At 44.0% G+C, this 26,758-nt stretch carries 26 protein-coding genes; 13 read left to right on the forward strand and 13 right to left on the reverse strand.

Translation table 11 applies throughout. The features are described from left to right. Window positions 1-535 precede the first annotated feature (535 nt). From JGK16_RS22060 to JGK16_RS22085, 6 genes are all read right to left on the reverse strand, one after another. The gene (locus tag JGK16_RS22060; RefSeq protein ID WP_293186915.1) at window positions 536-1,135 is read right to left on the reverse strand and encodes a 50S ribosomal protein L25/general stress protein Ctc; all 600 of its coding nucleotides are present in this window, start codon (window positions 1,133-1,135) and stop codon (window positions 536-538) included. A 238-nt stretch (window positions 1,136-1,373) separates the two neighbouring features. Further along, window positions 1,374-1,568 carry a hypothetical protein gene (locus JGK16_RS22065; RefSeq protein ID WP_293186914.1) on the reverse strand — a complete coding sequence of 65 codons (195 nt, stop codon included), beginning with the start codon at window positions 1,566-1,568 and terminating at the stop codon, window positions 1,374-1,376. 67 nt (window positions 1,569-1,635) lie between these two features. Then, complete coding sequence (locus JGK16_RS22070; RefSeq protein ID WP_293203406.1) at window positions 1,636-2,007, reverse strand: hypothetical protein; 372 nt, start codon at window positions 2,005-2,007, stop codon at window positions 1,636-1,638. Then, a complete protein-coding gene (locus JGK16_RS22075; RefSeq protein ID WP_293192599.1) occupies window positions 2,007-2,225 on the reverse strand; it encodes a hypothetical protein in 219 nt (72 codons plus the stop codon). The genes JGK16_RS22070 and JGK16_RS22075 overlap by 1 nt, the downstream gene beginning before the upstream one ends. A 24-nt stretch (window positions 2,226-2,249) precedes the next feature. Next, window positions 2,250-2,408, reverse strand: coding sequence for a hypothetical protein (locus tag JGK16_RS22080; protein ID WP_293192597.1), 159 nt, complete (start codon window positions 2,406-2,408; stop codon window positions 2,250-2,252). 234 nt (window positions 2,409-2,642) lie between these two features. Beyond that, window positions 2,643-3,983, reverse strand: coding sequence for an adenylosuccinate synthase (locus JGK16_RS22085; protein ID WP_293186910.1), 1,341 nt, complete (start codon window positions 3,981-3,983; stop codon window positions 2,643-2,645). 450 nt (window positions 3,984-4,433) lie between these two features. Between JGK16_RS22085 and JGK16_RS22090 the strand changes: the two genes are divergently transcribed. From JGK16_RS22090 to JGK16_RS22110, 5 genes are all read left to right on the forward strand, one after another. Further along, a complete protein-coding gene (locus JGK16_RS22090; protein ID WP_293192595.1) occupies window positions 4,434-5,471 on the forward strand; it encodes an adenosine deaminase in 1,038 nt (345 codons plus the stop codon). Between the two features lie 206 nt (window positions 5,472-5,677). Continuing rightward, entirely contained in the window at window positions 5,678-6,982 is a 1,305-nt protein-coding gene (locus JGK16_RS22095) for an aspartate aminotransferase family protein (protein WP_293192593.1), read from the forward strand. Between the two features lie 221 nt (window positions 6,983-7,203). Next, complete coding sequence (locus JGK16_RS22100; protein ID WP_293186907.1) at window positions 7,204-7,539, forward strand: DUF433 domain-containing protein; 336 nt, start codon at window positions 7,204-7,206, stop codon at window positions 7,537-7,539. Further along, the gene (locus tag JGK16_RS22105; protein WP_293192591.1) at window positions 7,536-7,895 is read left to right on the forward strand and encodes a DUF5615 family PIN-like protein; all 360 of its coding nucleotides are present in this window, start codon (window positions 7,536-7,538) and stop codon (window positions 7,893-7,895) included. Before JGK16_RS22100 ends, JGK16_RS22105 begins: the two co-directional genes overlap by 4 nt. Before the next feature lie 411 nt (window positions 7,896-8,306). After that, a complete protein-coding gene (locus tag JGK16_RS22110; RefSeq protein WP_293192589.1) occupies window positions 8,307-11,489 on the forward strand; it encodes a CHAT domain-containing tetratricopeptide repeat protein in 3,183 nt (1,060 codons plus the stop codon). A 237-nt stretch (window positions 11,490-11,726) separates the two neighbouring features. Here the strand turns inward: JGK16_RS22110 and tnpA are convergent, their stop codons facing one another. Further along, the gene (gene tnpA, locus JGK16_RS22115) at window positions 11,727-12,170 is read right to left on the reverse strand and encodes an IS200/IS605 family transposase (RefSeq protein WP_293192587.1); all 444 of its coding nucleotides are present in this window, start codon (window positions 12,168-12,170) and stop codon (window positions 11,727-11,729) included. 380 nt (window positions 12,171-12,550) lie between these two features. Here tnpA and JGK16_RS22120 point away from each other — a divergent pair, with 380 nt between their 5' ends. Together JGK16_RS22120 and JGK16_RS22125 are read left to right on the forward strand one after the other, a co-directional pair. Then, on the forward strand, window positions 12,551-14,005 hold the full coding sequence (locus tag JGK16_RS22120; RefSeq protein WP_293192585.1) for a hypothetical protein: 1,455 nt from the start codon (window positions 12,551-12,553) through the stop codon (window positions 14,003-14,005). A 44-nt stretch (window positions 14,006-14,049) separates the two neighbouring features. After that, window positions 14,050-15,528: a TldD/PmbA family protein gene (locus JGK16_RS22125; protein ID WP_293192583.1), complete on the forward strand. Its 1,479-nt coding sequence runs from the start codon at window positions 14,050-14,052 to the stop codon at window positions 15,526-15,528. Here JGK16_RS22125 and JGK16_RS22130 read toward each other — a convergent pair. Beyond that, window positions 15,506-15,634, reverse strand: a complete 129-nt coding sequence (locus tag JGK16_RS22130) for a hypothetical protein (RefSeq protein ID WP_293192581.1) — start codon at window positions 15,632-15,634, stop codon at window positions 15,506-15,508. The two genes, JGK16_RS22125 and JGK16_RS22130, sit on opposite strands and share 23 nt — an antisense overlap. Before the next feature lie 69 nt (window positions 15,635-15,703). Here JGK16_RS22130 and JGK16_RS22135 point away from each other — a divergent pair, with 69 nt between their 5' ends. Together JGK16_RS22135 and JGK16_RS22140 are read left to right on the forward strand one after the other, a co-directional pair. Continuing rightward, entirely contained in the window at window positions 15,704-17,050 is a 1,347-nt protein-coding gene (locus JGK16_RS22135; protein ID WP_293192579.1) for a TldD/PmbA family protein, read from the forward strand. Between the two features lie 205 nt (window positions 17,051-17,255). After that, the gene (locus JGK16_RS22140) at window positions 17,256-17,735 is read left to right on the forward strand and encodes a GNAT family N-acetyltransferase (protein ID WP_293192577.1); all 480 of its coding nucleotides are present in this window, start codon (window positions 17,256-17,258) and stop codon (window positions 17,733-17,735) included. A gap of 29 nt (window positions 17,736-17,764) precedes the next feature. Here JGK16_RS22140 and JGK16_RS22145 read toward each other — a convergent pair whose 3' ends face one another. From JGK16_RS22145 to JGK16_RS22155, 3 genes are all read right to left on the reverse strand, one after another. After that, a complete protein-coding gene (locus JGK16_RS22145) occupies window positions 17,765-18,826 on the reverse strand; it encodes a sucrase ferredoxin (RefSeq protein ID WP_293192575.1) in 1,062 nt (353 codons plus the stop codon). A gap of 73 nt (window positions 18,827-18,899) precedes the next feature. Continuing rightward, entirely contained in the window at window positions 18,900-20,048 is a 1,149-nt protein-coding gene (locus JGK16_RS22150) for a cupin domain-containing protein (RefSeq protein WP_293192573.1), read from the reverse strand. A gap of 159 nt (window positions 20,049-20,207) precedes the next feature. Beyond that, the gene (locus JGK16_RS22155) at window positions 20,208-20,360 is read right to left on the reverse strand and encodes a hypothetical protein (protein WP_293186292.1); all 153 of its coding nucleotides are present in this window, start codon (window positions 20,358-20,360) and stop codon (window positions 20,208-20,210) included. Window positions 20,361-21,009: 649 nt separating this feature from the next. Between JGK16_RS22155 and JGK16_RS22160 the strand changes: the two genes are divergently transcribed. From JGK16_RS22160 to JGK16_RS22170, 3 genes are all read left to right on the forward strand, one after another. Continuing rightward, window positions 21,010-22,134 (forward strand): THUMP domain-containing protein, encoded by a 1,125-nt coding sequence (locus tag JGK16_RS22160; protein WP_293186293.1) that lies wholly within the window; start codon window positions 21,010-21,012, stop codon window positions 22,132-22,134. Window positions 22,135-22,199: 65 nt separating this feature from the next. Continuing rightward, a complete protein-coding gene (yhdJ, locus tag JGK16_RS22165) occupies window positions 22,200-23,051 on the forward strand; it encodes an adenine-specific DNA-methyltransferase (protein WP_293186295.1) in 852 nt (283 codons plus the stop codon). 4 nt (window positions 23,052-23,055) lie between these two features. Then, window positions 23,056-24,201 carry a restriction endonuclease gene (locus tag JGK16_RS22170; RefSeq protein WP_293186297.1) on the forward strand — a complete coding sequence of 382 codons (1,146 nt, stop codon included), beginning with the start codon at window positions 23,056-23,058 and terminating at the stop codon, window positions 24,199-24,201. Between the two features lie 71 nt (window positions 24,202-24,272). Here the strand turns inward: JGK16_RS22170 and JGK16_RS22175 are convergent, their stop codons facing one another. Next, window positions 24,273-24,692: a peptidylprolyl isomerase gene (locus tag JGK16_RS22175; RefSeq protein ID WP_293186298.1), complete on the reverse strand. Its 420-nt coding sequence runs from the start codon at window positions 24,690-24,692 to the stop codon at window positions 24,273-24,275. Between the two features lie 236 nt (window positions 24,693-24,928). Beyond that, the gene (locus JGK16_RS22180; protein ID WP_293186300.1) at window positions 24,929-25,798 is read right to left on the reverse strand and encodes a prohibitin family protein; all 870 of its coding nucleotides are present in this window, start codon (window positions 25,796-25,798) and stop codon (window positions 24,929-24,931) included. 144 nt (window positions 25,799-25,942) lie between these two features. Between JGK16_RS22180 and JGK16_RS22185 the strand changes: the two genes are divergently transcribed. Then, on the forward strand, window positions 25,943-26,731 hold the full coding sequence (locus tag JGK16_RS22185) for an RNA ligase family protein (RefSeq protein ID WP_293192570.1): 789 nt from the start codon (window positions 25,943-25,945) through the stop codon (window positions 26,729-26,731). Window positions 26,732-26,758 lie beyond the last annotated feature (27 nt).

Here is a 26,758-nt window from a genome sequence, read left to right on the forward strand (position 1 = left end):
CTTGGGGAAAAATTAGCCCTGTGCGTCACAAATACTGCAAAACTGTTCACCGCAATGATGGTTATATGTATGGGTTTTCCACTCTTGTCCGCTAAATCGATGATTAGAGGCGTACCGATCGATCTCCGACTTTTCCGATTATTGAAAAAACTGATTTATACCAGTTTCTAGAAGCTGCTTTCATTGATGAAGTTGCCGCAGAGATAGATTTTCGTCAATGGGTGCGACAGCAGATTCAAGGCTGATTATAGCACAATACGGTTCACTTAAGACTGATCCCCCCTAACCCCCCTTAAAAAAGGGGAGTAGGGGGTGGGACAAGAATGCTCTCAAAGTCAACCCCTACTCCCCTTGTTAAGGGGGATGCGAGGGGGATCTCCGGCACATAAATAGTGTTAAGTGAACCGTATTGGATATAGCAAAGTGCGATCGCCCAAAAACTATAACTGCTTTTTTGCAAAAAACGATCGCCCTTTTTGGAGAAAGCGATCGCCTCGATGTCAACTATTAGTTAGCAAATCTTATCAATTACCGATCAAGCTGCGGCTGCTGCTTCTTCTGCTTCTTCTTCAGGGCTGGCTTTAGTTCCCAACACGGTAACAACCACCTGAGTTGGGTCGCCGAGAGCTTCTGCTCCCGCAGGTAAAACTAATTCGTGAATGTGCAGCGCATCCCCTACCTTCAAATTAGAAATATCTACTTCAATTGCATCAGGAATGCTATCAGGTTTGCACTTAACTGCGATTTGCGTCAGCACAGTTTCCAACATACCACCTTCTAACTTGACGCCGACAGATTCGCCGACAAAATGCAGAGACACTTCAACTTCCAGGCTGTCTTGAGTTGCTACGGAGAAAAAGCTCAGGTGGTAAGGAAAACCTTTCCAAGGATGAACTTGAACTTCTCTGAGCAATGTTTTTCCGCTCCAAGAGAGTTCGGGAATGCTGAGATCAATTAGGGTGTTGTTGACTGCGTGTTTTTTGAGCAGGGTTTCAACTGTTTTAGCTTTGACGGTAAGGGAAATGGATTCAGAGCCTTTGTGTCCGTAAAGGACGGCGGGAATCAATCCGGAGCGGCGGAGGGCGTTAGGTTTGCTGCCTTCTGCCCGCTTTTGACATTCTACTGCGATTTCCATTTTATGACTTTCTGTTGATTGTTTTCACATTTTACCAGAATTGTGGTAGTGCGATCGCGTTCAATTAAATTCGCTGAAGGTATTGATAATTTTCGTTTTCCACACACTTCAGCAATTCGAGCATTTTTCTCAAACGGTACGTTCCTGATTGATACTCTTCTTTTGAAGGGGAATCACCAAGCTTAGTCAGAACTAAATCGCTTTCACTGATGATTGCTTCGCTGAAAATTTTCTTGAACTACTGGCGAATCTCCTGATTTAATTCAACTAGAGGCAGAATTACATTTTCTTCATCTAAGTGAATTTCGGTATCGATTGATGCGCCACCTATTTTGGAAAAATCAGACTTTGCCAACCATTCGTAAGTATTTGCTGTGATTCTTACACTATCAGACGGTTCACCATTGGCTGAATAAAAACTGATGTCAAACATTGGGATTGCTCCTCCCACTAAACATCTGAAAACTCGTTATTATGATAGGGCGATCGAACTAACTTAATTAAAGGACTCGTTGAAGATATTGATAATCTTCGTTTTCAACACATTTTAGCAAGTCTAGCAATTTCCTCAAACGGTAGGTTGCTGATTGATACTCTTCTTTGAGAGGAGAATCTCCCAGCTTGGTGAGGACGGTATCGCTTTCGCAGATAATTGCATCGCGGAAAAAACTTCTGAGCTTCTGGCGAATATCTCGATCTAACTCAACTAAAGGTAGTTTCTCCTCTTCTTCATCTATCAAAATATTTCTGGGAACAGATTTGCCAATTTTGGAAAATTCTGATTTTGCCAACCACTCGTAAACGTCTTCAGACATTTCGATATAGTGCGGCGGTCGATCAGTTTTGAAGGTATAAAAAATAAGATCTAACATTAGCTTTCCTCTTGACCTTCCTGATTCAATAACTTACTTTCTGGAAAATTTTCTACCCAAGCTATATCTGCTCGATCGAATACAGTTTTAGCAGGTTTAGTAATTCCTCCTGTGGTAATAACTCCAATCACAGTTCCTTTTTGACATATTTCCTTAGCTTTGGTTGAATCTATTTTCTTGGTTTTCCAGGCTTTAATTTCAATATGCGGTTCATTCATTATTGTTTATATTTTTTTGATAAATTAACTATTGAATTCTACCTGCAAATTACGGAGTAGCTGTTTAATTCGCGGAACATCTTGCTGGTTGACTATCAAAATATCACCTTTGGGATTGTTTCCGGTTGTTCTTTTGGCTTCTATTCCTTCTTTGCTCAACTCCATTATAAGCCATCCAATCATGTCCCTGTGAACTTATAGCCGTGCTATCTGTTCATCCTCGTCAGTCATTTACTTGACTCCCTGTAAATAATACCAATTCTCGCCTCGTCTTGCAACAATCATGAGTGTTGGGCTAGCGTGGAACGGAGGGTTGTTTCCTGAAAGACTGTATGCAGCGGTGCGTCGCTGCGAGATTGTGGCTCTTTTTTGGGATTTTTGATGGCGACGCACTCTACAGCTACTGTTGCATGAGTTTTATGATTGTGCTACTACAGCCGTGCCATCAACCGACAATAATCCCCGCTTCGGCCCGTGAATCGGGTCTTCGACAATAATAGTTTGGTCGCGACTGGCTCCGAGAGATACAATGGCGATCGGCACTTCCATCAAATCTGCCAAAAACTTTAGATAATCCAAGGCTTGCGATGGCAAATCTTCCAAATTGCGGCACTCTTCCGTGGACTGTTTCCAACCGGGAAGGGTTTCGTAAATGGGTTTACAGCGAGCAAATATCCGCGAACTTTTCGGGAAATCAATGCAGCGTTCCCCGTCAATTTCGTAAGCAACGCAAACCTTGATTTCTTCTAATTCATCCAAAACATCTAGTTTGGTAACAGCGAGACAATCAAGGCCGTTGATGCGGACTGCGTAGCGGCCGATTACTGCGTCGAACCAGCCGCAGCGCCGTTTGCGGCCGGTTGTGGTGCCGAATTCTGCACCTCTCTCGCCCAAAACTGCACCAATTCCATCGACCATTTCGGTAGGGAATGGGCCTTCTCCGACGCGGGTTGTATAGGCTTTTGCTACGCCAATTACTCGATCGATCGCTGTGGGGCCAACTCCGGTTCCCACACAAGCGCCGCCAGCGATGGGATTGCTGGAAGTAACGTAAGGATACGTGCCGTGATCTAAGTCTAATAAAGTGCCTTGGGCGCCTTCAAACAGAATATTTTTCCGCTTGTGAAGTCCCTCATAAATCTTTAGGGAACTGTCTACTACGTGCGGCCGCAAACGATCGGCATAAACTCGATATTCATCAATTACCTCTTGCGGATTTAGAGGCGGCAAATTGTAGAGTTTTTCCAGAATGACGTTTTTATGCTCGATCGTCCATTCCAGTTGTTCTTGCAAACCTTCCAAGTCCATTAAATCGAGCATCCGAATGCCAGTGCGTTCGGATTTGTCGGCGTAAGTCGGGCCGATACCGCGTCCCGTCGTGCCGATTTTATAATTTCCGCGCTGCTCTTCCGATGCTACATCAATTAATCGGTGATAGGGCATCGTGACGTGAGCAGTCTGTGAAATCATCAGCGAGGCAGTCGAAATATTCAGTTTTTCTAACTGATCTAATTCTGCTATTAAAACTTTAGGGTCGATTACCGTGCCGCAGCCGATGATACACTCTGTCTCAGGGTAGAGAATCCCGGACGGAATTAAGTGCAGCTTGAAAGTTTGACCGTTGACTACTACCGTGTGACCGGCGTTGACGCCCCCTTGGTAGCGGACAACGATATCTGCGGATTTGCTGAGCAAATCGGTAATTTTGCCTTTTCCTTCATCGCCCCACTGGGCGCCGATCACAACTACGTTAGCCAAGGGTTTCTCGCGTTCAGTTCAGGTTGACACAAACTCCGATTATGTACGAATGCGTCCCGGATGTCAAATTAATTTTTGTTACAATTTAGAGAAGTGAGGCTGTATTGGTCTCAAGAAAAGACTACCAGGACGATCCGGGGAGAGGGGGAGAGGGGGAGAGGGGGAGAATGGGAGAGGGGGAGAATTGGAGAATGGGAGAGAATTTGATGAGTTTTTATGGGAATCCAATGGGTAGCTTAAATGGGGAACAGTTTACCTGCTGGAGGTTGTTGGCTAGTATTTGGGAAAACCAGGTTTCTGGCCACTGATGTGTCTAGGACTAAATTACAAATTCTTAAATTCCTTAAATTCCTTAAATTCCTTAAATTCCTTCAATTCCTTCAATCCTTCAATTCCTTCAATCCTTCAATTCTTTCAATCTAAAATCTAAAATCTAAAATCTAAAATCGCATGACTTTACACGCTGAGTTGCACCGACATCTAGGTGGTTCTGTGGTTCCTCGAATTTTGTGGCGGTATTTCGATCGCCATAATGCCGAAATGGTCGATCGCTTTCAACAATATTCCGCATTTGAGGAGTTTTACACTCGCCCGCGCAATACTCTCGACGAGTATTTGGAACTGCACACGCTGGTGGAAAGCGTGCAAACTGTTGAGACTTTGCCTTATTTCATCTATCGGTTGATGCGGGGCGCTTACGTGTTTGAAAATCTGGCTTATTTGGAGTTGCGCTATACGCCTTATCTGCGGACTCCTGAGCATTTGGATCAGTCAAAACGCATTGATTTGATGGCAGAAATTGTCCAAGTTGTGGGTAAGGCAAGTCAAATTAGCGATTGTCCGATTGTTACCAGTCAAATTTTGTGTATGCACTCGCGTTTGCCCTATGAGGTAAATCGGGCGATCGTAGATTTGGCTGCACAAATGGGAGAATATGTTTGTGCGATCGATCTTGCGGGCGGTGATGCTGCTATTGGCGATCGCCTGGACGAATTTGTGGGATTGTACCAGTACGCAAGGTCGATCGGCATTAAAACCACCGGACATCTCTACGAAACAAGCTCTGGCTGCTATCCCGAACTTTTGCCTTATCTGATGCGGATCGGTCACGGGATTCAAATTCCGTTAAAATATCCCGAACTGCTGCCAGAGGTGGCGCGTAGGGGTCAATGCTTGGAAGTTTGCCCGACTACCTATCTGAAAACGGGAACCTTGCAGGATATGCGGGAATTGAAGGTTGTGTTCGATCGATGTTTTGAAGCTGGTGTCGATATTGCCATTTGCACCGACAATGCGGGATTGCACAACGTGCGGCTGCCTTTTGAGTACGAGAATTTGTTGACTTTGGATATCATTGATTTTCGGCAGTTACAAGCGTGTCAAGATGCTGCTTTCCGTCATGCTTTTGCGTGGCCCTACGGCGAAAGGCCCGTGAAGATGCTGACTGGTTTGTTGCAGCATGAGTCGGTTGGTGCGATCGTAAATTAAGATGATACGGCGGTTGAAACCGCGTCTACACAAAGGAAGTCCGCCTCCGCGGACTGAAGAAAATAAGGTAATTTCAACCGCCGTTTCATCTTTAACCCGCGAAGGCGGGTTTTGTTTGTATAGATGCGGTTTCAACCGCCGTTTGATCTGAACCGTATTGAGTTATATTTGGGAAACAGAAACATCAATAAAAAAGGATAAAAGATATGACAAATATGGACGCTTACTGGATGCCCTTCACTGCGAATCGACAGTTTAAAGCGAATCCGCGAATGTTAGTTTCGGCAAAAGATATGCACTTTACCAGCGATGATAATCGCTCAATCCTCGATGGTACTGCGGGGCTGTGGTGCGTGAATGCTGGCCACGCCCGCGAGACAATTGCCGAAGCAGTTAAACAACAAGTTTTAAATCTAGATTATGCGCCGCCTTTTCAAATGGGACATCCGGCTGCTTTTGAATTAGCCGAACGTTTGGTAAAGCTGATTCCAGGCAATTTCGATCGCGTTTTCTTTACTAATTCAGGCTCAGAATCGGTGGAGACTGCGTTAAAAATTGCGATCGCGTATCATCGAGTTAGAGGTGAGGGAACTCGCCAAAGATTGATTGGTAGGGCACGCGGTTATCACGGTGTGGGTTTTGGGGGAATTTCTGTCGGCGGCATTGGCCCAAATCGCAAATTTTTCGGCAGTTTGCTCACGGGAGTCGATCATTTACCTCACACTCACAATTTAGAACACAATGCTTTCAGCCGCAGACAGCCAGAATGGGGAGCGCATTTGGCGGATGAATTGGAAGGGATTGTGGCTTTGCACGATGCGTCGAATATTGCGGCGGTAATTGTGGAACCGGTGGCTGGTTCGACTGGCGTTTTGATTCCGCCGAAAGGTTATTTGGAAAGGCTTAGAGCGATTTGTGACAAGCACGGGATTCTGCTGATTTTTGATGAAGTAATTACAGGCTTCGGGCGTTTAGGTTCGAGTTTTGCGACTGAATATTTTGGGGTAATTCCCGATATTGTGACGACGGCGAAAGGGATAACTAACGGTACTGTGCCGATGGGGGCGGTGTTTGTGAAGGAGGGAATTTATGATGCTTTCATGAATGCTCCTGAAAATGCGATCGAGTTGTTTCACGGTTATACTTATTCGGGGCATCCCGTGGCTTGTGCGGCTGCTTTGGCGACGCTGGATATTTATGAGGAAGAACGGTTATTTGAACGGGCTGATAAGATTGCTGGTTATTGGGAAGATGCAGTGCATTCTTTCAAAGGAGTTCGCCATGTGATTGATGTCCGCAATTTGGGACTTGTGGCGGGGATTGAGTTGGAATCTATTGCTGGGAAGCCGGGGAAACGGGCTTTTGATTGTTTTACAAAGTGCTTTGAAAATGGGTTGTTGATTCGCACGACTGGTGATATAATTGCTTTGTCGCCGCCGTTGATTATTGAGAAGGAACATATCGATCGCATTGTGGAGATTTTGACTGGGGTTTTGCAGGGGATGGAATAGGATTAAACTAAAATCTCAGAAACCGGGTTTTTGCCCAAATCATCGACTGTAACCAACTATTCTCGAAAAAACCCGGTTTCTCGCCACCCCACACATCCATTCATCCGCGTCCATCAGCGTACATCCGCCATCATCTGCGGTTCAAAAACCCGGTTTCTCGCCACCCCGCACATCCCAATTTATGATAAAATGCTATCAACCAAGTATTCGGAGATAAACCGATGCAACTAGAAGACTATTTTGAGTTTCTCGACCCCGATGACATCCGCATCAAAGGACATCGGATCGGCATCGATGACGTGATTAAATATTACTTGGATGGATATTCTCCCGACCAAATTCTGGTGGAATTACCCACTCTGAATTTAGAGAAGATTTACGCGACGCTAACCTATTATCTGCAAAATCGCAGACAGATGGATGCTTATATGTTGCGGCTGGCGAAGTGGCGGGAAGAACGCTATCAGGAATGGTTAGCTAAAGAACCTTCTGATGTAGTAAAACGTTTGAGAGCAATCAAAGCACAACGAGAACAGGAGTTAATTCTACTAAAGTGAAAATTCGTTTTTTACTCGATGAAAATTTGCCACCTAAGCTCAAAAGTGCTGTTTTGCACCTCCAGCCGGAGATAGATATTTTGCGGGTGGGGGACGCAAATGCACCGCCATTAGGAACCCTCGATCCAGAAATTATCAGCTATTTGGAATCATCACAAAGGCTATTGGTAACGGATAACCGCAAAAGTATTCCAGGACATTTGACAGAATATTGGGCGACGGGAGGACAAATTTGGGGACTTTTTTGGGTGCGTCCAAGTGCGAGTTTAGGCAGATGGGCAGAAGAAATTGTGATGGTTTGGGAGACTTCTGAGGCTGAAGAATGGATTGATAAGTTGGATTGGATACCATTATAAAAGATTGTTGAAAAAGTGCGTTAAGCGTAGCTATCCCGTAGGGAATCGACCAAAACCCAAAATCTCAGAAACCGGGTTTTTGCCCAAATCACCGACTGTAACCAACTATTCTGGAAAAAACCCGGTTTCTCGCCACCCCGCGCATCCAAGACTACGACATAAACCAAAGAAACCGGGTTTTTCGCAGTCTTTAGGCTGTGTATCGATATCCTCGGAAAAAACCCGGTTTCTGGCCACACCCAAAATCTCAGAAACCGGGTTTTTGCCGAAATCTTCGACTGTAACGAAGGATTCTCGAAAAAACCCGGTTTCTCGCCACACCTACAACAATCTTGCCATCGCCCGCCCCAAACAGATGAGTTTCACCGATAATAAATGAATAGATAGAACCATCCCAAATCCCAAATCGCTATGAACTCAGAACGCCAACAAGCCTATCTCAACCTGATAAGTCAACTTCTAAACTGTGACAGTGGCGATGAAGCGGAGATATTGAAAACTCACCCGGAATTGCTGGATGATGGCTTGGTGGTGGCAATGCTAGAAGAGGCGGATAATCTCAGAGAACAAGGTAAATTAAATAATGCTAATTGGTTGAAAAATTTTGCAGGGCTACTGGGTAAGGTGGATGGAGATTTCCTAGCGGGAATTGCACTGAAAGCAGAAGCAGATAGACTGTTAGAACAAGGCGATCGGCAGTATGATATCAGTCAATTTCGAGAAGCTTTGCAGTTTGATGAACAGGCATTAACTATCTATCGGGAAATTCGAGATCGTCAAGGAGAAGCCTATTGTCTTAACAATTTGGGATTAGTTTACTATTCCCTAGGGCAATATGATAAGGCGATCGAATTTCACCAACAGTATTTAGAGATTTCACGGGAAATAGAATATCGCCAAGGAGAAGCCAATTCTCTTAACAGTTTGGGATTAGCTTACAAATCCCTAGGGCAATTCCACAGGGCGATCGAATTTCACCAACAGTCTTTAGAAATTTCACGAGAAATTGGATATCGCCAAGGAGAAGCCTATTGTCTTAACAATTTGGGATTAGTTTACTATTCCCTATGGCAATTCCAGCGGGCGATCGAATTTCACCAACAGTCTTTAGAAATTAAACGGGAAATTGGAAATCACCAAGGAGAAGCTGCTTCTCTCAGCAGTTTGGGTAATGCTTACGATTCCCTAGGGCAATTCGAGCGGGCGATCGAATTTCACCAACAGTCTTTAGAAATTGAACGGGAAATAGAATATCGTCAAGGAGAAGCTGATTCCCTCGGCAATTTGGGCAATGCTTATCAAGCCCTAGGGCAATTCCAGCAGGCGATCGAATTTCACCAACAGTCTTTAGAAATTGAACGGGAAATAGAATATCGCCAAGGAGAAGCTGCTTCCCTCGGCAATTTGGGCCTTGCTTACGATTCCCTAGGGCAATTCGAGCGGGCGATCGAATTTCACCAACAGTCTTTAGAAATTGAACGGGAAATAGAATATCGCCAAGGAGAAGCTGCTTCCCTCGGAAATTTGGGCAATGCTTACCAATCCCTAGGGCAATTCGAGCGGGCGATCGAATTTCACCAACAGTCTTTAGAAATTAAACGGGAAATCGGAAATCGCCAAGGAGAAGCTAATGCTCTCGGAAATTTGGGCAATGCTTACCAATCCCTAGGGCAATCCCAGCGGGCGATCGAATTTCACCAACAGTCTTTAGAAATTGAACGGGAAATAGAAGATCGCGTGGGAGAGTCAATATCTCTCAACAATTTGGGATATACTTTCCTAAAAATCAATCAACTTGTTGAAGCTGAAACAGCACTTTGCGCCTCAATCGCAATTCATGAAACTCTACGTTCTGAGTTGGTAAATAATGACCATAAAGCCTCAATCTTTGAAACCCAAATATCTCCCTATCTCAACCTGCAAAAAGTCCTAGTCGCCCAATCTAAATTCGATGAAGCCCTAGAAATATCCGAAATGTCCCGCACCCGTGCCTTCGTCGAATTATTACAACAAACCCTATTAACAAATGAATTACCAGCAAATAACGAAACAAATAAATTATCCATCCCCAAAATCCAACAAATCGCCAAATACAAAAACTCCACAATCGTTGAATATTCGATTGTTAAATTAGACATTTACATCTGGGTAATCCAACCAAACGGCAACATCACCCATCGCGCCGCCAACCTCGAACCCCTCAACCAACAAAACCAAACCCTCAAACAAATCATCCTCAAAACCCGCGTCTCCATCGGCACCGATGAAACCGACGACGCAGGCAACAAAATTCAGCTAGAATCCCAGTACAATCGAGACGAAACAGGCGGCTTTCCCCTACTGCAACTCCTCCATCAAATCCTGATCGAACCAATCATCGACTTACTCCCCACCGATGCCAATTCCCCCATTATCTTCGTCCCCCACTACGACTTATTTTTAGTACCCTTCGCCGCATTGCAAGATAGCCACAACCGCTACCTAATCGAAAATCATACCATCCTCACCAGCCCCTCCATCCAAGTATTAGAACTCACCCGCGAACATCAAAACCGAGTCCGAGGATTGAGACAAGCCGCCCTAATTGTCGGCGATCCAACTATCGCCGCCAAATTCAACGAAAACCCCTACAAACTCCGCCAAATCCCCAGGGCAAAAGAAGCCGCCGAAGCCATCGCCGCAACATTAGGAACCGAAGCAATTAGCGGAGACAATGCCACAAAAGTCGCCATTTTAGACAGGATGCTAAACACGCGCATCGTCCATTTATCCGCCCACGGACTCCTCGACGATTTCCAAAGTTCCGGCATTCCCGGCGCGATAATTTTAGCACCATCGGGAGACGACGACGGCGCAATTCATGCCGTGGATATCCTGCAATTAAAACTCGATTCGGAACTCGTAGTATTGAGCGCGTGTAGCACCGGCCGCGGTAAAATCACGGGAGATGGAGTCATCGGATTGTCGCGCTGCTTCATCCTCGCCGGAGTCCCCAGCATCATCGTTTCCCTGTGGAATATGGGAGTGATTTCAGCCAAGTTGCTAATGACTGAATTCTACCAAAATTTAGCACGGGGCGACAATCGAGCAGCGGCCTTGCGGTGTGCTATGCTAACCACAAAAGCTCGATTTCCGAGTCCCATAGCTTGGGCTGCATTTACGCTAATTGGCGAAACCGAAACTTTACCGCTGTCAACTGAAAAAACAGATTTAAGGAGATTAGTCATGTCACTTCCCGATGATGCGAAACCTGAAGAAATTGTGGCGGCTTTTAGTAAGTTATTGAAAATATCGGAACCGCAATTTGTGGCAGAATTATCCGCGATTGATGTTGGTGCGATGGATAATGTGAGTGTTATAGCTGAAAGAATCAAGGATTGGTGCGAAACTAAGCCTCAAATTGAAGAGAATTTGGAGAATGAGATTTATCAAATGGGTGCGGGCGGGACTGATAGTGATGCGCCGGAGGAAGTCGTGAGGGAGTTTTATGAGACGTTGAAGGAAAATAAGATTCGATTGGGTTTGTCTAGGAATTCTGTGGCGGTTGAGAACCCGGCCCCGGCGGTGGGTGAACAGGGCCCCGGCGGTGGTTGAAGGCCCCGGCGGTGGGTGAAGAAGGCCCCGGCGGTTGAAACCGCGGCTACACAAACGATGTCCGCCTCCGCGGACGAAGATGGTATTCGGAGATGAGAAATCATTGTGTAGAATCTTCAACCCGCGCACCATCCGGGTTTTGTCTGTGTAGCCGCGGTTTCAACCGCCGGGTAATTAGAAATCACCGATTGGAATCTTCAACCCGCGGAGGCGGGTTTGGTTTGTGTAGACGCGGTTTCAACCGCCGGGTGGATGGGAAATCATGGGATGATTGGAAACCCATTCCCATTCAGGAATCATTGATTTTTGACGGTGGTGAACAGCCTGATTTCTGATATAGTTGGCTACATTGTCGATCGCATCACGGCTAACCGTAAACGCCCCATAACTACCTTGCCATTTAAAAAACACACCAGGTTTAAGTTCGTGAGTTACTAAATGAGAAGAACTGCCCTTAACTTCCTTGATAATTTCAGCTATTGTCAAAGTTGATGGAAAACCGACTAGCAAATGTACATGATCCTCTATACCGCCAATAGCAATTACAGTGCATTTTAAATTATTACATTTTCCAATAATCACCGCATAAATTGCTTCTTGAATATCGGGAGTAATCAAAGGCAATCTATCCCAGGTTGCCCAAACATAGTGTACATACAACTGCGTGAAATTATCTCTCATTTCTCGTACAATATATAAAATTTATCTTCAACCCGCGTACCAAATGAAAAATCACCGGGTAGAATCTTCAACCCGCGGAGGCGGGTTTTGTCTGTGTAGCCGCGGTTTCAACCGCCGGGTGATTAGAAACCTCCGGGATTGATTGACGGCACAATGAAATCATAATAATTATATTCTAATTGAGGCCCCGGCGATTGGAAATCGCGGCTACACAAACAATGTCCGCCTCCGCGGACTAAGAGGGTATTCGGAGATTAGGAATCTGGCGATTGAGGAATTCGGCGATTAGGCCCCGGCGGTTGAAACCGCGGCTACACAAACAATGTCCGCCTCCGCGGACTAAGATTGAATTAATATCACGTTTCATCCCGGATTCGATTATGCAGGAACCACCGCAAATTAAAAATCCCAGCATTACTCTCTATCCTTTCCACCTGCGGTATGATAGCGATGAAGGCTACGGCGAAGTAGCCAAAAATGCTCAATCCCTGTGGGAAAATTTAGCAGATAATGTCGGCACACAATTTAACAGCAACGAACTAAAATCTCTCAGAGACAAGCTAGTTTGTTACAAAGACAAACAGTATTATCCTCAAGGCGAACAGGAAAAACCCAATAATCGCGAACTGCTGATTCCCGATGGCAAAACTCTGGATTTACAACCAATTACTCAGCCAGATAACCAGAAACTTGATGGTTCAATTTATGCCCTGCGAATTCACGATACTTATACCGCAGATTTGACATTTTACTATCGAAATGCGACAATCAAAGTAGCTGACTTAAATCAATTAAATCCCCAAGGTTGTTTGTTACCAAACGCAATTAAACCGTCCCTAGGACAAACTTTATTGTTGTACGCCGCACCAGCAGTTTATGGTACTTACCGCAAGCTAGCTGACGAATCCGTTACAGCTTTTGTCCACAATCAACAGCAAGCATTACCAGAGTTTCGCGCGTCAGGGATATTATTTGGGAGTCCGATTTTTGAGTATAACAGCCGCGAAGATGATGCGTCTAAACGATGTCACATTCTAGTATGGTTACAAGAGAATCCCCAAACTTTGCAATTCGCAACCCCAACGTTTAATTCTTATTTGATGAATCTGTTGTGTTCTCGTGCTAAAATTGTATTTGTGTATCGCGAAGCTCGGAAAAGATATCGCAATGCACAGAAAATTGTGGGCGAGTTAGAGAAGAAGCTTCCTGAATTCAGTGAAATTGAAAGGGAACAAGATAGACAAGTTAAGTTGCTGAAGTTAAAGGATTTGTTGGCTGAAGTTAGGACTAAAATGTTAGCTTGTGCTCAGCAAGTGCGGTATTTGCAGGAAGACAGAAATACGATCGACATTAATGCTGAAAATTATGGCGAGAGTTTGACCAGAATTAAAAGTTTGTCCATCCCAGGCGATAATCTGGATTTTTGGCAGAAGTTTCTAGATTTGGCTGAGGGTAAGTATCAGCGGCAAATTGAAATTGATTTGAATTATCTGATTGCTAGTCAAGATTTGTTCCAGCAGTCGATATCTACTGTGCGCGGGATGGTGGAAATCGAACAGGTGGATTTCGATCGCGAACAAGAAGACAATGAGAAAAAGCGCGATCGCCAACTTGAGAATATCATCTTTTTTGTCGGAACTGCGATCGGTGGTGGCCAAATCTTCTCCGCAGCCTATCCTCTCATCAAGGATACACCGATTAAATGGCAACCGGATTTTTCTCTCCCGCTACATCCCTTTGCTGCGACAATTCTCTGGAGTCTGCTATTTGGCTTAGTATTTGGCTGGTTAATGCTGGGTATCGTCGCCCCGTTGATTAGGAAAATATTTCGATAGTAGCGCTATAATGGTTAATAACTAATGACAAACGACTAATAACTATGGTACAATTAACCGCAAAAATATCCGCCAAGGAATTAGCAAATTTAGCCGTAAGTTTGATTCGGAAAACAGGTTGCGAATACGGTGATGTGCGTTTTTGCAGTTACCGACGGCAAAGTTTGTATGCGCGCGATCGATCTTTAAGCAATATCTCTGATAATGTAAGTTCCGGTTTTGGCGTGCGAGTGCTGCTAGACGGCGCTTGGGGCTTTGCCGCCAGTCACAGCAAAACACCCGCAGAGGTTGCCAGAATAGTCGCTTTGGCTGTTGAAATCGCTAAAGGCAGCCGCTTGACTCAAAAGGAACCGGTGCGCTTAGTACCCGTCGAAAAATATGTCGATACTTACATTACTCCGATCGCAATTGACCCATTTTCTGTACCCGTTGCTGACAAAGCCGAACTTTTATTAACCATCAACGAGCGACTGCTAGCCCACGATTCACAAGGCATCAAAAAAGCTTATTCTTTTTTGCAGGCAAACCGCGAAGACAAGGTTTTTGCTTCCACAGAAGGCTCGCTAATCGAACAAACAATCTACCGCAGCTATCCGGGTTTGGGCTGTACCGCAATTGCGGGCGGCGATGCCCAAAGTCGCAGTTACGAACGCCCGCCCCTAAACATCGGTTACGAACACATTAATCCCGATGATTTGCTTAGTCAAATAGACAGAGTTGCAGCCGAAGCGATTGAGAAAGTCGCTGCGCCGAAAGTTCCGGCTGGTATTTGCAAATCCCTGATTCTCAAACCTACAAATTTGTTTCTGACAATCCACGAATCAGTCGGGCATCCCACGGAATTAGACCGAGTTTACGGCTACGAGTCAAATTTTGCTGGCACGAGTTTTGCTACTACTGATAAATTGAATAAGCTGCAATACGCTGCACCTTGGGTGAACTTTAAGTGCGATCGCACTCAACCGGCCGGCCGCGGTACAATGGGTTACGACGACGAGGGTGTAAAATCACAGGATTGGTACGTTGTCAAGGATGGAATTTTAGTTGATTATCTGACAGATAGAGAAACAGCTTATCGCCTCGGACGTGCCAGCAGCAACGGTTCTGCCTGCGCTGACAGTTGGTCGAGTGTACCGATGGTGAGAATTCCGAATTTGGGATTGGAACCGGGCCCGGATGGCGGTAGTCATACTGCTACTTTGGATCAGATGATTGCTGATACGGAAGATGGGATTTTAATTGACGGTATTGGCAGTTTTTCGATTGACCAACAACGGCGCAATTTCCAATTCGGCGGCAATGCTTTTTGGAAGGTGGAAAAGGGTAAAGTTGTCGGAATGTTGAAGGATGTAACTTATCATTCGATGAGCACTGATTTCTGGAATCAAGTAGATGCGATCGGGCCTGCTTCGGAACGTGTTCAGTGCGGTACGAATATGTGCGGAAAAGGTGAACCGATGCAGGTGGCTCAAATGACTCACGCTTGTGTGCCGGTGCGGGTTAGGGATATTCAAATTGGGTAATTGGTAATTGGTAATTGGTAATTGGTAATTGGTAATTGGAAGTAACAAATAACCAATTCAAAATTATCAATCCCCAATTATCAATTTCTAATTCCGAATTCCCCATTACCTATTCCCCATTCCCCATTACCTATTCCCCATTCCCCATTCCCCATTACCTATTCCCCATTCCATCATGATTTTAACAACATCTTCCGCAATTTTAAGTGAAGACCAAGCCTTATCTTTAGTAGAAAAGGTGGTCAAACAATCGGAAGCAGAGGAAGTATTTGTCAGTCTCTATACTGGCGAAGAATCTCTCTCCAGATTTTCGGAAAATCAAATCAGCCAAAATATTAGCAAGACTGTATTTAGGCTCAACATTACTAGCTATTTCGGCAATAAAAGCGCTTCTGCATCTGTGACAGATTTTGATGAAGATACGATCGCCCAAACGGTCAAACGATCGCAAGAACTAGCTCGAATTGCCCCCGCAGACCCCGAATGGATGCCCTTGCTGCCCCCTCAAACCTACGATTTACCCCTGCCCGCGTTTGATGAAGCAACGGCCGCTGTATCGCCTCTAGCCCGCGCTGAAATGGTGCGACAAGCCTGTGCGATCGCATCTCAGGAAGGCGCTGATGCTTCCGGTACTTTGAGCGCTGAAACTTCGCTGTACGCGATCGCCTCGTCAACCGGACTCCGCGCCTGCAACCATTCTACAGAGGCGAATTTCGGCTTTACAGCCCGCATCGGAGATGGTTCTAGCTGGACGGAAAGCACGGCTTGGGGTATCAATCAACTACAAGTAGCGACATTAGCAGCACAAGTTGTCGATCGCGCGAAGGCCTCCCGCAACCCCCGCCCCATCACTCCGGGCGTGTATCCTGTAATCTTTGATGGCGCTGCGTTTGCGGATTTGTTACCGTGGATTGTTTGGGGAATGGATGCGCGGGCGGCGGATGAAGGGCGATCGTTTATGTCGATCGCAGATGCAGCCGGGAAACCCGCTGGAAACCGCGCTGGTGAACAACTTTTCAGCCCGTTAGTGCAGGTACAGCGCGATCCGAGTCATCCTTTGTTGCGATTGAATAATTTTTTCGGTGACGGATTGAGCAATAGCTATTTGGAAATCATCAAAAATGGCGTTCCTCAAAGTTTATCTTATTCCCGCTACTGGGCGGCACAAAAAGGCAAAGAATCAAAAGGTGCTTATTACCCGATCGCGATGACAGGTTCCGACCAAAGTTTAGCAGATTTAATCGCTCAAACCGAGATCGGAATTTTCGTCAGTCGAGCTTGGTATGTCAACTACGTCAATCCCAAAACATCGGAAGTAACCGGAATGACTCGCGACGGTACTTTCTGGATTGAAAATGGTAAGATTGTTTATCCGATTAAAAATTTCCGTTTCAATCAAGTTTTACCTGATATGTTGCGCGATGTCGATGCAGTTACCGAGGCGAAACGTTACGGCGGTAATGTCGTGCCCGGAGTGCGCGTGAAAGCTTTTAATTTCACCAGTATTACTGATAGTTTGTAACTCCATATTTCCCATAATTTGTAGGGGCGGGTTCACCAACAATAATTGCCTAAAACCCATAATCTCGTAAACCCGCCCCCACCCAAAATTCCCCATAATATGTAGGGGCGGGTTCACCAACAATAATTGCCCAAAACCCACAATCTCGTAAACCCGCCCCCGCCCAACGACAAATTATAATCTACCTCTTCAATCCGATCGAAAAATGCTGCAACTAGACATCCGTGAAGTCAACAACCAACAAGAATTAGCAGAAATGTTCGATCAGCGGTGGTTGGTTTTGCGATCGCCCCTGGGTATGGAAAGAGGCAGCGAAAGGGACGATCGCGAAAACGGTGCTTGTCATATCATAGCAAAGGGCGATCGTACAATTATCGGATCCGGCAGACTCCGAGAATTATCCCCTGAATTGGGAAGCATCTCTTATATTGCTGTACTTCCTGAATTTCAAAACCAGGGAATCGGCACTAAACTGATGGAAAAACTGATCGCACAAGCTAAGGAAAAGAATTTCAAAACTGTTAGATTAATGTCTCGTATTAACGCCGTTAAATTTTACAAAAACCTCGGATTTATAGAAAAAGACAATCCCTTTGACTACCTGGGAATCCCGCACATATTCATGGAGTTGAAGACGGCGGTTGAAACCGCGTCTATACAGACAAAACCCGCCTCCGCGGGTTGAACACAACGGTTGAAATTAGGTTATTTTATTTAGTCCGCGGAGGCGGACATCGTTTGTGTAGACGCGGTTTCAACCGCCGTCTTATCTCTACGAAAATCCCGAAAAGGATAAATCACAAACCTTGACTCCTCTTTCTTCGAGTAAAAGTAAGAATATTTTACCAAATATTTGACAAACTCTGACTCTTGCTTAGCGCCGCAGGAACCTTTCAACCTGACTGTTTTAGCTTCATCTTTAACCAACTCAGCCCGATAGATATAAGTGCCATCTACGTTTTCAAAAGTTAATTCAGCAACAAAATCATCATTTTCAGGATTTTTATCTACAATACAGCCTGAGACTTTGTAGTTGAACCAATCCCACCCGTAGCGGATGATGAATTCTCGTTCCAAAACCTGAATTTGGTTCGGCAAAATCCCCCAACCCCGATAAACCTGATTCAAACATTCAATATCGCCCGATCGCGTTAGAATAGATTTGAACGAAATGCGATCGAGATTTCCGTAATATCTACCGTCACGCAAATCAATCGCAGTCGGCGCCATGCGGTGTCCGCCAAAATGACTAGATTTCCAAAGACGAACATCACTCAATTCTAACTCCGAAACCAAAGCCGTTGCTTGGGCATAAAAAGGATTGCCATATCTCGCGCAACATCTATCATGACTCCCGTGAGTGCAAACCAAAATATCTCTACTTGGGTTATTTTCAACTTCGCAATCCGGGACTTCTCCAGCTAAATAGCTTTTGACAATTGCCGCTACTTGCTCAATATTACTCGCGTTAAATTCGTATTTTTCGTAGCCCTCAAAAAGTGCTTGACTTTTGTTATCATAAATCAACACTTTGCGCTGATCGGCACATTTAGTTTGGTCGCTATTTATCAACAAAAATCTAATTTTTTGCTTTGAATGCTCTACTTCCTCCACCAAATCCCTGAGATTCTGGGGCACTTGTTTGGAATCAAAAGCTTCTGATTCCCAAGGCAAACAGCACTCAATCAATATATAGGTTTGGTAATTCGTACCAGTACCAATAATATCCTCTTGAACGCATTTAGAAGCATCAGCGCAAAAAAAAGTGTCCGGCATTTTTTACCTCGTTATGTGTCATAAATTACTCTTTTAACAACCCATTCATTACAGCTAGTACCCTTCTCTAGTTTTAACCAACAAAAATCACTCCGTCAACTACTAACTTAGACAAAAGTGGCACTACATCTATTTCCCAATCATAATCTGGCAACCAATCCATCACATCTTCTCCTGTAAAAAATTCTGTACTGAATAGATTGTCCATAAATTTCTCCGTTACTCCTTTCAGAGATACTTCTTTACCTCCAACAACAACTTTGTATCCACACCCGTCAGGCAATTCGCGAATTCTCACCCGCAGAAACTTGGGAATCCTAAACTTAGTTTGAATCCCGTAGGGAAAAATGTTGAACCCTGCTTGATAAGGGAGAGAGTATTTCGCCACTGGTTTTGCTAAACTGTCAAGGTAGCTGCTGTACTCTTCTCCAAGATTTTTACTGTTTGCGTAGCGGTGCAATTCAGTAATTAAATTATTTACACTTACATCAATGGAATCTGGATTTATTCGCAGCGGTAAACTTTGACGCCACTCTTCTTGTTGTCGCAATTCGCCCACCAACCATTCTAAAACGTCAATTCCAGTTTTGCAGTGAATTCCTAATGTTAAATGCAGCGACGGTTCATCTGAAGCAACTGCATAATGCCAATGTCCGCGCGGTATGTAAAGCATATCTCCGGGATGCAAAGTGCAGGTTAAATACGGTGGAGTTTCTGGTGGCGAAAATGCGGAGGATTTTTGGTCGATCAGCGGGTATTTAATTGTGTCGGCAAATACATACCACTGCTTAATCCCGTCTGTTTGCAAGATGAAAACTTCGTGGGTATCGTAGTGGGAAGAAAACCCCTGTTTTTCCGGCCAAGAACAATAGGCATTTACTTGGTTTGGATAACCTAAGTCTGCTTTTATTTCTGCTGCAAATTCAGCTATTTCTGGGATGAGTTTGTGAACTTGATTGACGATTAAAGTTGCTCCCGATTGGCACAGTTTTATGAGATTGACGTTTTCGCTGGCGTCGAGAACTTTTCCTGCTACTGCTAAGCGAATGTCGGGATATTTTAATTCGTGAAAGTTGAGCAGGTAGTTGAGTTTTTCCCAGGAAAATAAATGTGCAAAGTCTTTTTTCCCTTCGCTGGGAATGACAACTGCTTTGTTTGTCCAGTTGTTATTTAGAAAATCTTCGAGATTGTATGGTTTGATTAAATTGGCGATCGATCGCATAAATTCTATTGATAAAACTTCTCAATAAATTTTGAACAATTGAATAATTGAGGACAATGCTTTACGCTTGCCCTCAATTACTCCACATTTCCCGACAGACAACAGTAAAATCTACTACTTGTTGCTTGGGGATGCGAAGTCTAACTGAAAAACCTGCTATTACTCGTTGGTAACATCGCTGCCATCGGCATCAACATTAAGCGCAGAAGAGATATTTTTAGCTGTGGCGTGCTTGGCAATTTCCTTGACTTCTACTTGGATTTTGCTAGCGCGGGACAGTTTGAGAGCAGATCCGTTGATTGCCTTTGACATAATGGTCTCCAATTGTTGTATGACACCCATTTAGCTGAAATTTTCCCTGACTGTGACGTTAGGGCTTGAATTCTCAACTTTGACTAGAAGCCTAACATGAAGTCAATAAAATGTGCAAGTAGTTAAGAATACTTTTCAACAAGCGGGCTGCAAGGGTACTTCGCAGCAGTTGCTAACCCAGTTGATGATTAAGCGTGAATCCCCTCTGCTGCTGGATTCAGGAGGTTGAGCGAGTGCGGTTTAGACCGATCGCCCTTACGCACATACTGCTAAACCGGCAATCCACTCTTGACAATAAGTAGTAAAAATATCAGTCTTTTGAAACAGAGGCATCTACCTTAAGGTAGAGTGTTGTTTGTGAGACTTAGGATTAAAACGAGCTACTATCTAATTTGGGCGATCGAGAAAAACCCATTCCCAATCCCCAACCACCTATAGCGGTTATCAGAAAGATGAGGTATGTTGTTGGGCTTTAGCCCTCTTAGCTTAAGGGTGATAATAAGCTGTCAGTCATACCTCATCTTTTTGAGAAAGGCTATAGCTATTTCTTCCCTCCTACATCCGTTAACATCCGTTAACATCCGTTACATCCGTTACATCCGTTACATCCCGTACATTGCTCGCTGCCGAACTTCCTTCGTAATCATCAATGAATCAATATTTTGCTACAGTTGCGCGCGGTTTAGAAACCATTGCCGCCCAAGAATTAGAAAGTTTAGGGGCGCAAGATGTCAAGCCCGATTTTACAGGAGTTTACTTCGCGGGCGATCGCGCTTTATTGTACCGCGTCAATCTGTGGTCGAGAACTATTTTTCGAGTGCTAATGCCGATCGCCGAATTCCGGTGTTACGACTCAAATATGCTCTACCGCGAAGTCCAGAAAATTCCTTGGGACGAATACCTAGAGCCTCACAATACATTAGCAGTCAACTGTACCGGTGGCAACGAAAATTTAAATCACACCCACTTTACAGCTTTGCAGGTCAAAAATGCGATCGCCGACCAACAGCGCCTGCAATTTAACAAACGTTCCAATGTTGATGTCGAAAATCCCGACTTACTAATTAACCTTCACATCCATCGAGACCGCGCTATCTTGAGCTTAGACAGTTCCGGCGGCAGTTTGCACCGCCGGGGATATCGCCCCGCAATGGGGCTGGCTCCGCTCAAAGAAACCCTGGCTGCGGCTTTGTTAGAGATGGCAGAATGGACGGCAGATTTACCATTTTTAGACCCGATGTGCGGTTCCGGAACTTTGCCTTTGGAAGCGACTTTAAAGGCTTTGAACATTGCGCCTGGATTGTTTCGAGACAAGTTTGGATTTATGACGTGGCGCGATTTTGACGAACCTTTGTGGGATAAATTGTGGGCTGAAGCTGAAAACAGCGAATTGCCCGAACTTAAAGAAATAATCGCCGGGTGCGATCGCGATTCTGATATGTTAGATCAAGCTCGCACCAACGCCCAGCAAGCAGGTATTTCAGGTAAAATCAAGTTTGCTCGTACCGAGTTATCCGAGTTGGAAGCACCGACAGATAGAGGCGTTCTGATTTGCAATCCTCCCTACGGAGAGCGCCTGGGAGATGCTAGCGAATTGGGAGATTTGTACAAGATGTTGGGCGATATTTTCAAGCAGCGTTTTAAAGGTTGGAATGCGTTTATTTTGACTGGGAATAAGGAGTTGGGTAAACAGGTTGGACTCAGAACATCGAAGCGAATTCCGGTTTTTAATGGCTCGATTCCCTGTACTTTGCTCAAATATGAACTGTATTGAGGAGTTCTAGTAAATATCAACTCTAGCTGACAAAATGACGTATTGATTGGAAAAGATTAGGCAAAATGAAAATCTTTGAAGTAGACAGACACAAGCTCATATTGGGAGATGTGTTAGAAGTCCTTTCTCATGAAATTAAAGACAACTCAGTCGATTTGATTTTTGCCGATCCTCCCTATAATATTGGCAAAGACTTCAATGGTTTTAAAGACAAGTGGGAATCAGAGAGCGATTATTTAGAATGGAGTTATACCTGGTTGAATTTATGTATTGATAAGCTCAAGCACAACGGCAGCTTGTATCTGATGGCTTCAACTCAATGTATGCCTTACTTCGATTTATATTTGCGCGATCGTTTGACAATTCTTTCACGAATAGTGTGGTACTATGACAGTTCGGGAGTCCAAGCAAAAAAATACTACGGTTCTCTGTACGAACCTATTTTATATTGTGTCAAAGACAAACGAAATTATACATTTAATTCCTCCGATATTCTGGTAGAGGCAAAAACCGGCTCAGTCAGAAAACTAATTGATTACCGCAAGTCTACACCATCAGTATATAATTCTCAAAAAGTTCCAGGTAATGTATGGGAGTTTCCGAGAGTCAGATATCGTATGCCTGAGTACGAAGATCACCCTACCCAAAAACCAACATCTTTGTTAGAACGAATTGTCAAAGCAAGTAGTAATGAGGGAGACGTTGTATTAGACGTATTTTCTGGGACTTTTACCACATCATTTGTTGCCAAACAGCTTAAGAGAAAGTCAATCGGAATAGAATTACAAAACAAGTATGTAGAAATAGGATTAAATAGGTTACAAGCTACTTATAATGACAAAAAAGAGCAGCAAACATCGGAAATAAATCCTGGTGAAACTTCACCCACACAGTTAACACTTAACTTACAACTTTGATTCAATGGAACACGAGTTTACTAAAACAATCAAGCAAATTTTAGCAGAAAATTTGGGCGCGTCTGGCGAGCAAATATTTACTGGAAGCGAGCTAATTCAATATTTGAATATCAAAACTAAATCTGCAAATAGAGGCTCAAAATCAAGAGGAAGTTTTGCGAATTTATATGCTATCTATGTTTTAGTTGAAGACTATTTTTTAAGAGGTTTTCATCAAAGCGATATGTATTCAGATTATGCAGGTGCAGTTTATACAAATATTTTTAAGAGACAGCGCGAATTACCGTTTGGACAAAAGCTTCAAAACCATGCTTTGAACCACAGGCTTAATGAAGAATTTAAAAGATATTTTCCTACTTGTGACTTTATCCCAGTTCTGAGAAATCCCAAAACTAACAGGTATTGGTTTAACGAAAATTTATTAAAAGTTAAAATTCAGGAAAATGTACATAACATAGCAGAAACAGTAATTCAAATCATTGATGCTTACGTTGAAGCTAAGAGAGATAGCTTTGACAAGTTTCTGCAACTTTGTAAAGAGGCTCAAGCATTGACCCAGAAGCAAGTAATACAATTTATCAAACAAATAGTTGCACCAACTGTAGATGCTAGAATATTCGAGATAGTCAGCTACAGTATCTTAAAATACTACTATAGTGACATATGTATCTATTGGGGTTATGAGCTTGATAGGCTCCAGCAAGAAAATTTACAACTGTTTAAAACAGGTCGGACAAATGCAAATGATGGCGGAATTGATTTTGTAATGAAGCCTCTAGGACGTTTTTTTCAGGTAACAGAAACTGTAGATATGAATAAATATTTCCTAGACATTGATAAAATTGAAAGGTATCCGATAACATTTGTAGTTAAATCTTCAGATTCCGATATTGAGATTAGACGTAAAATTGAAGCGCAGGCTCGAAAACAGTATTCAATAAATGCGATCGTCTCGCGTTATATGGAATGTATAGAAGAAATAATCAATGTTGCTATTCTGATAGACAGATTTGAAGAAGCTGTTGCCAAAGGGTATTTAAATAATATATTAAATGAAATTATCAAGCAGAGCAAATTGGAATTTAATTATGAGGATGATGAAGAAAATTTAGAAATTGAACTGTTAGACACTTCCCTCGAAGATGAATGATTCAATTTCAACTAATATTGTTTGCAATAAGGACTAAAGTCCTTACTACAAACATCACTAATTACTGAAAATTAATGCTCGATTTTGAGCGAAATAATCTTGTCGCCTTGGCGGATCGCATTCACGACAGACATATCCTCAGTTTTGCCAAAAGTTGTGTGAACTCCATCTAAATGAGACTGGGGAGAATGGCAAATAAAGAATTGGCTCCCACCCGTATCGCGGCCTGCGTGAGCCATCGATAAAGTGCCTGCCAAATGTTTGTTTGAGTTGATTTCACACTTGATTTTGTAGCCGGGCCCGCCTGTTCCAGTGCCTTTGGGACAGCCACCTTGAACCATAAAGTTAGGAATGACTCGGTGAAACAATAGTCCGTCGTAAAAACCTTTTTCCGCCAAGTCAACAAAATTTTTCACTGTATTCGGCGCATCCGCATCGAACAGTTCTAAATTGATTGTACCTTTGTCGGTTTCCATAATAGCGCGGGTCATAATTTCTCCTTGCTTCCTAAAATGAGTGTGCTGTCTGCGTTTTAATTGCGGACTTTGGTTTAATAGCGAAAGGTTTTAAGCTGTCGCTATATTTTGACTCTCAGAAGTGTAGCATACTCCGGCAAATCTCATAGGACTTCGGCAGGCTTTCTGAGCAAACCCGGTTTCGGGCGAGATTTGTGGTTAGCAAAGCCAACATTTTCCCAGAAACAAGGTTTCAGAGGGTAAGTGCTATTTTAATTGTCGATCGCTTTTGGGCGATCGGGTTCTTCCTGCGTATCGTTCATATTAAAAATGAAAGGAACCCGACTCGAATTGCTACCCATAACCAATACCTTTGGCATCTGAGCGCCGCCGCTTCTCCAAGCTTCGATCGCCTCTTTTTGCAGAACCAAATCGCCGCCTTGAGCCTTCAGAGTTTCCGCCAAAAGTCTTTGAGCTTCAGCCCTACCTTGAGCGCGGTTAATATCAGCTTGAGCTTGTTGTTCAGCTTCTTGAGCAACATAAACAGCCCTTTGCGCCCGCTGTTCAGCAACCTGTTTCTCCTCAACCGCCTTCGCAAAATCTGTGGAGAATCGAATGTTAACAACGCTAGTATCAAGCACGATTACATCATACTTTGATAACCTTTCCTTAAGTGCACTATCAAAGTCTCGTTTCAGTTCGCTTCTTTGAGTAATAGATTGTTCGGCGGTTCTCAGCGCAGCGGCTGTTTTAAATGCTTCTTGCGTCTGAGGAGCAATAATTTTAGAAACTATATTCTCTAAAGTTCCTTGAGTCCTTCTGACATCTACTACTTTGGCAGGATCGAGGCGAAAATTGATCGCAAAACTAGCATTTAAATCCTGAAGGTCTTTAGTAGCACTCTGGGCGGGAACTTCAAATTTTTGCACTGTGACATCGTAGACATCTACCTTAGATATCAGCGGGGGTCTGAAGTGAAATCCCTCTAACAACGCTCCATCAGTCGCTTTTCCTAAAATGCTAACCACCCCTGCTTCACCTGGATTGATGACAACAAAAGAGTTGAAGCCCAGGAGTAGCGCGACTACTAATAGAATTCCAGCGATCGCTGACGTTACGCTCTGGAAACTTTGACTTTTCAAAATATACGCTCCTTTGTGATGCATCTATTATAATGGTAATATACCTCTTGTGAAAATCATTGTCCGAAAATTTGATTCAAAAGACTTTTACAATCTAGTCTAATGAATTGGCTGGCCTCTAAAATCTCAAATATAAAATCGGTTATGGAAATTGTCAAATATCCTAGAACTTATCACATCGAAGGTTCGCGTTTCCAGCCGGGAGATGAAGACCTCGACAGCGTGCCTTTTAGCGCTATTGCCGATCGCCCTTTAATTATCGAAGAAAAGGTAGACGGCGCCAATACAGGCATCAGCTTCGCGCCAGACGGGCAAATGCTGCTGCAAAGTCGCGGCCACTATCTCACCGGCGGGCCGCGAGAAAAGCATTTTAACTTATTCAAACAGTGGGCTTTCAGTCTCAGCGGAGTCCTGGGAGAAGTGCTGGGAAATCGTTATATTTTGTACGGCGAATGGCTTTATGCCAAACACACAGTTTTTTATGATTTTCTGCCACACTATTTTATGGAATACGACGTGCTGGACTTGGAAACCAGTCAGTTTTTGAGTACAGAAGCCCGCCGTCAGTTGTTAAGCGGAGTGCCGTTAGTGTCAGTTCCTGTTCTTTTTTCAGGAGTGGTAAAATCGCCCAATCACATGATGCAGTTTATGGACAAATCTAATTTTATTCAACCTGGACATTTGGAGCGGTTGCGCTTGCAGTGTCGGGAATTGGGGTTAGATGAAGAGCGGTCTTTGAAGGAGACTGACAATAGCGATCGCATGGAGGGTCTGTATATTAAAGTCGAAGCAGATGGAATTGTCAAGGCGCGTTACAAGTACGTGCGCGCTAGCTTTTTGACTGCGATTAAAAATGCGGAGGGACATTGGCTGAATCGCCCGATTATACCGAATATTTTGCGTCCGGGTGCTGATTTATTTAATTTTAGCTAAGAGTCGGCGGTTGAAACCGCTGCTACA

This window comes from Microcoleus sp. PH2017_09_SFU_O_A (assembly GCF_020738625.1).
Lineage (GTDB): Bacteria > Cyanobacteriota > Cyanobacteriia > Cyanobacteriales > Microcoleaceae > Microcoleus.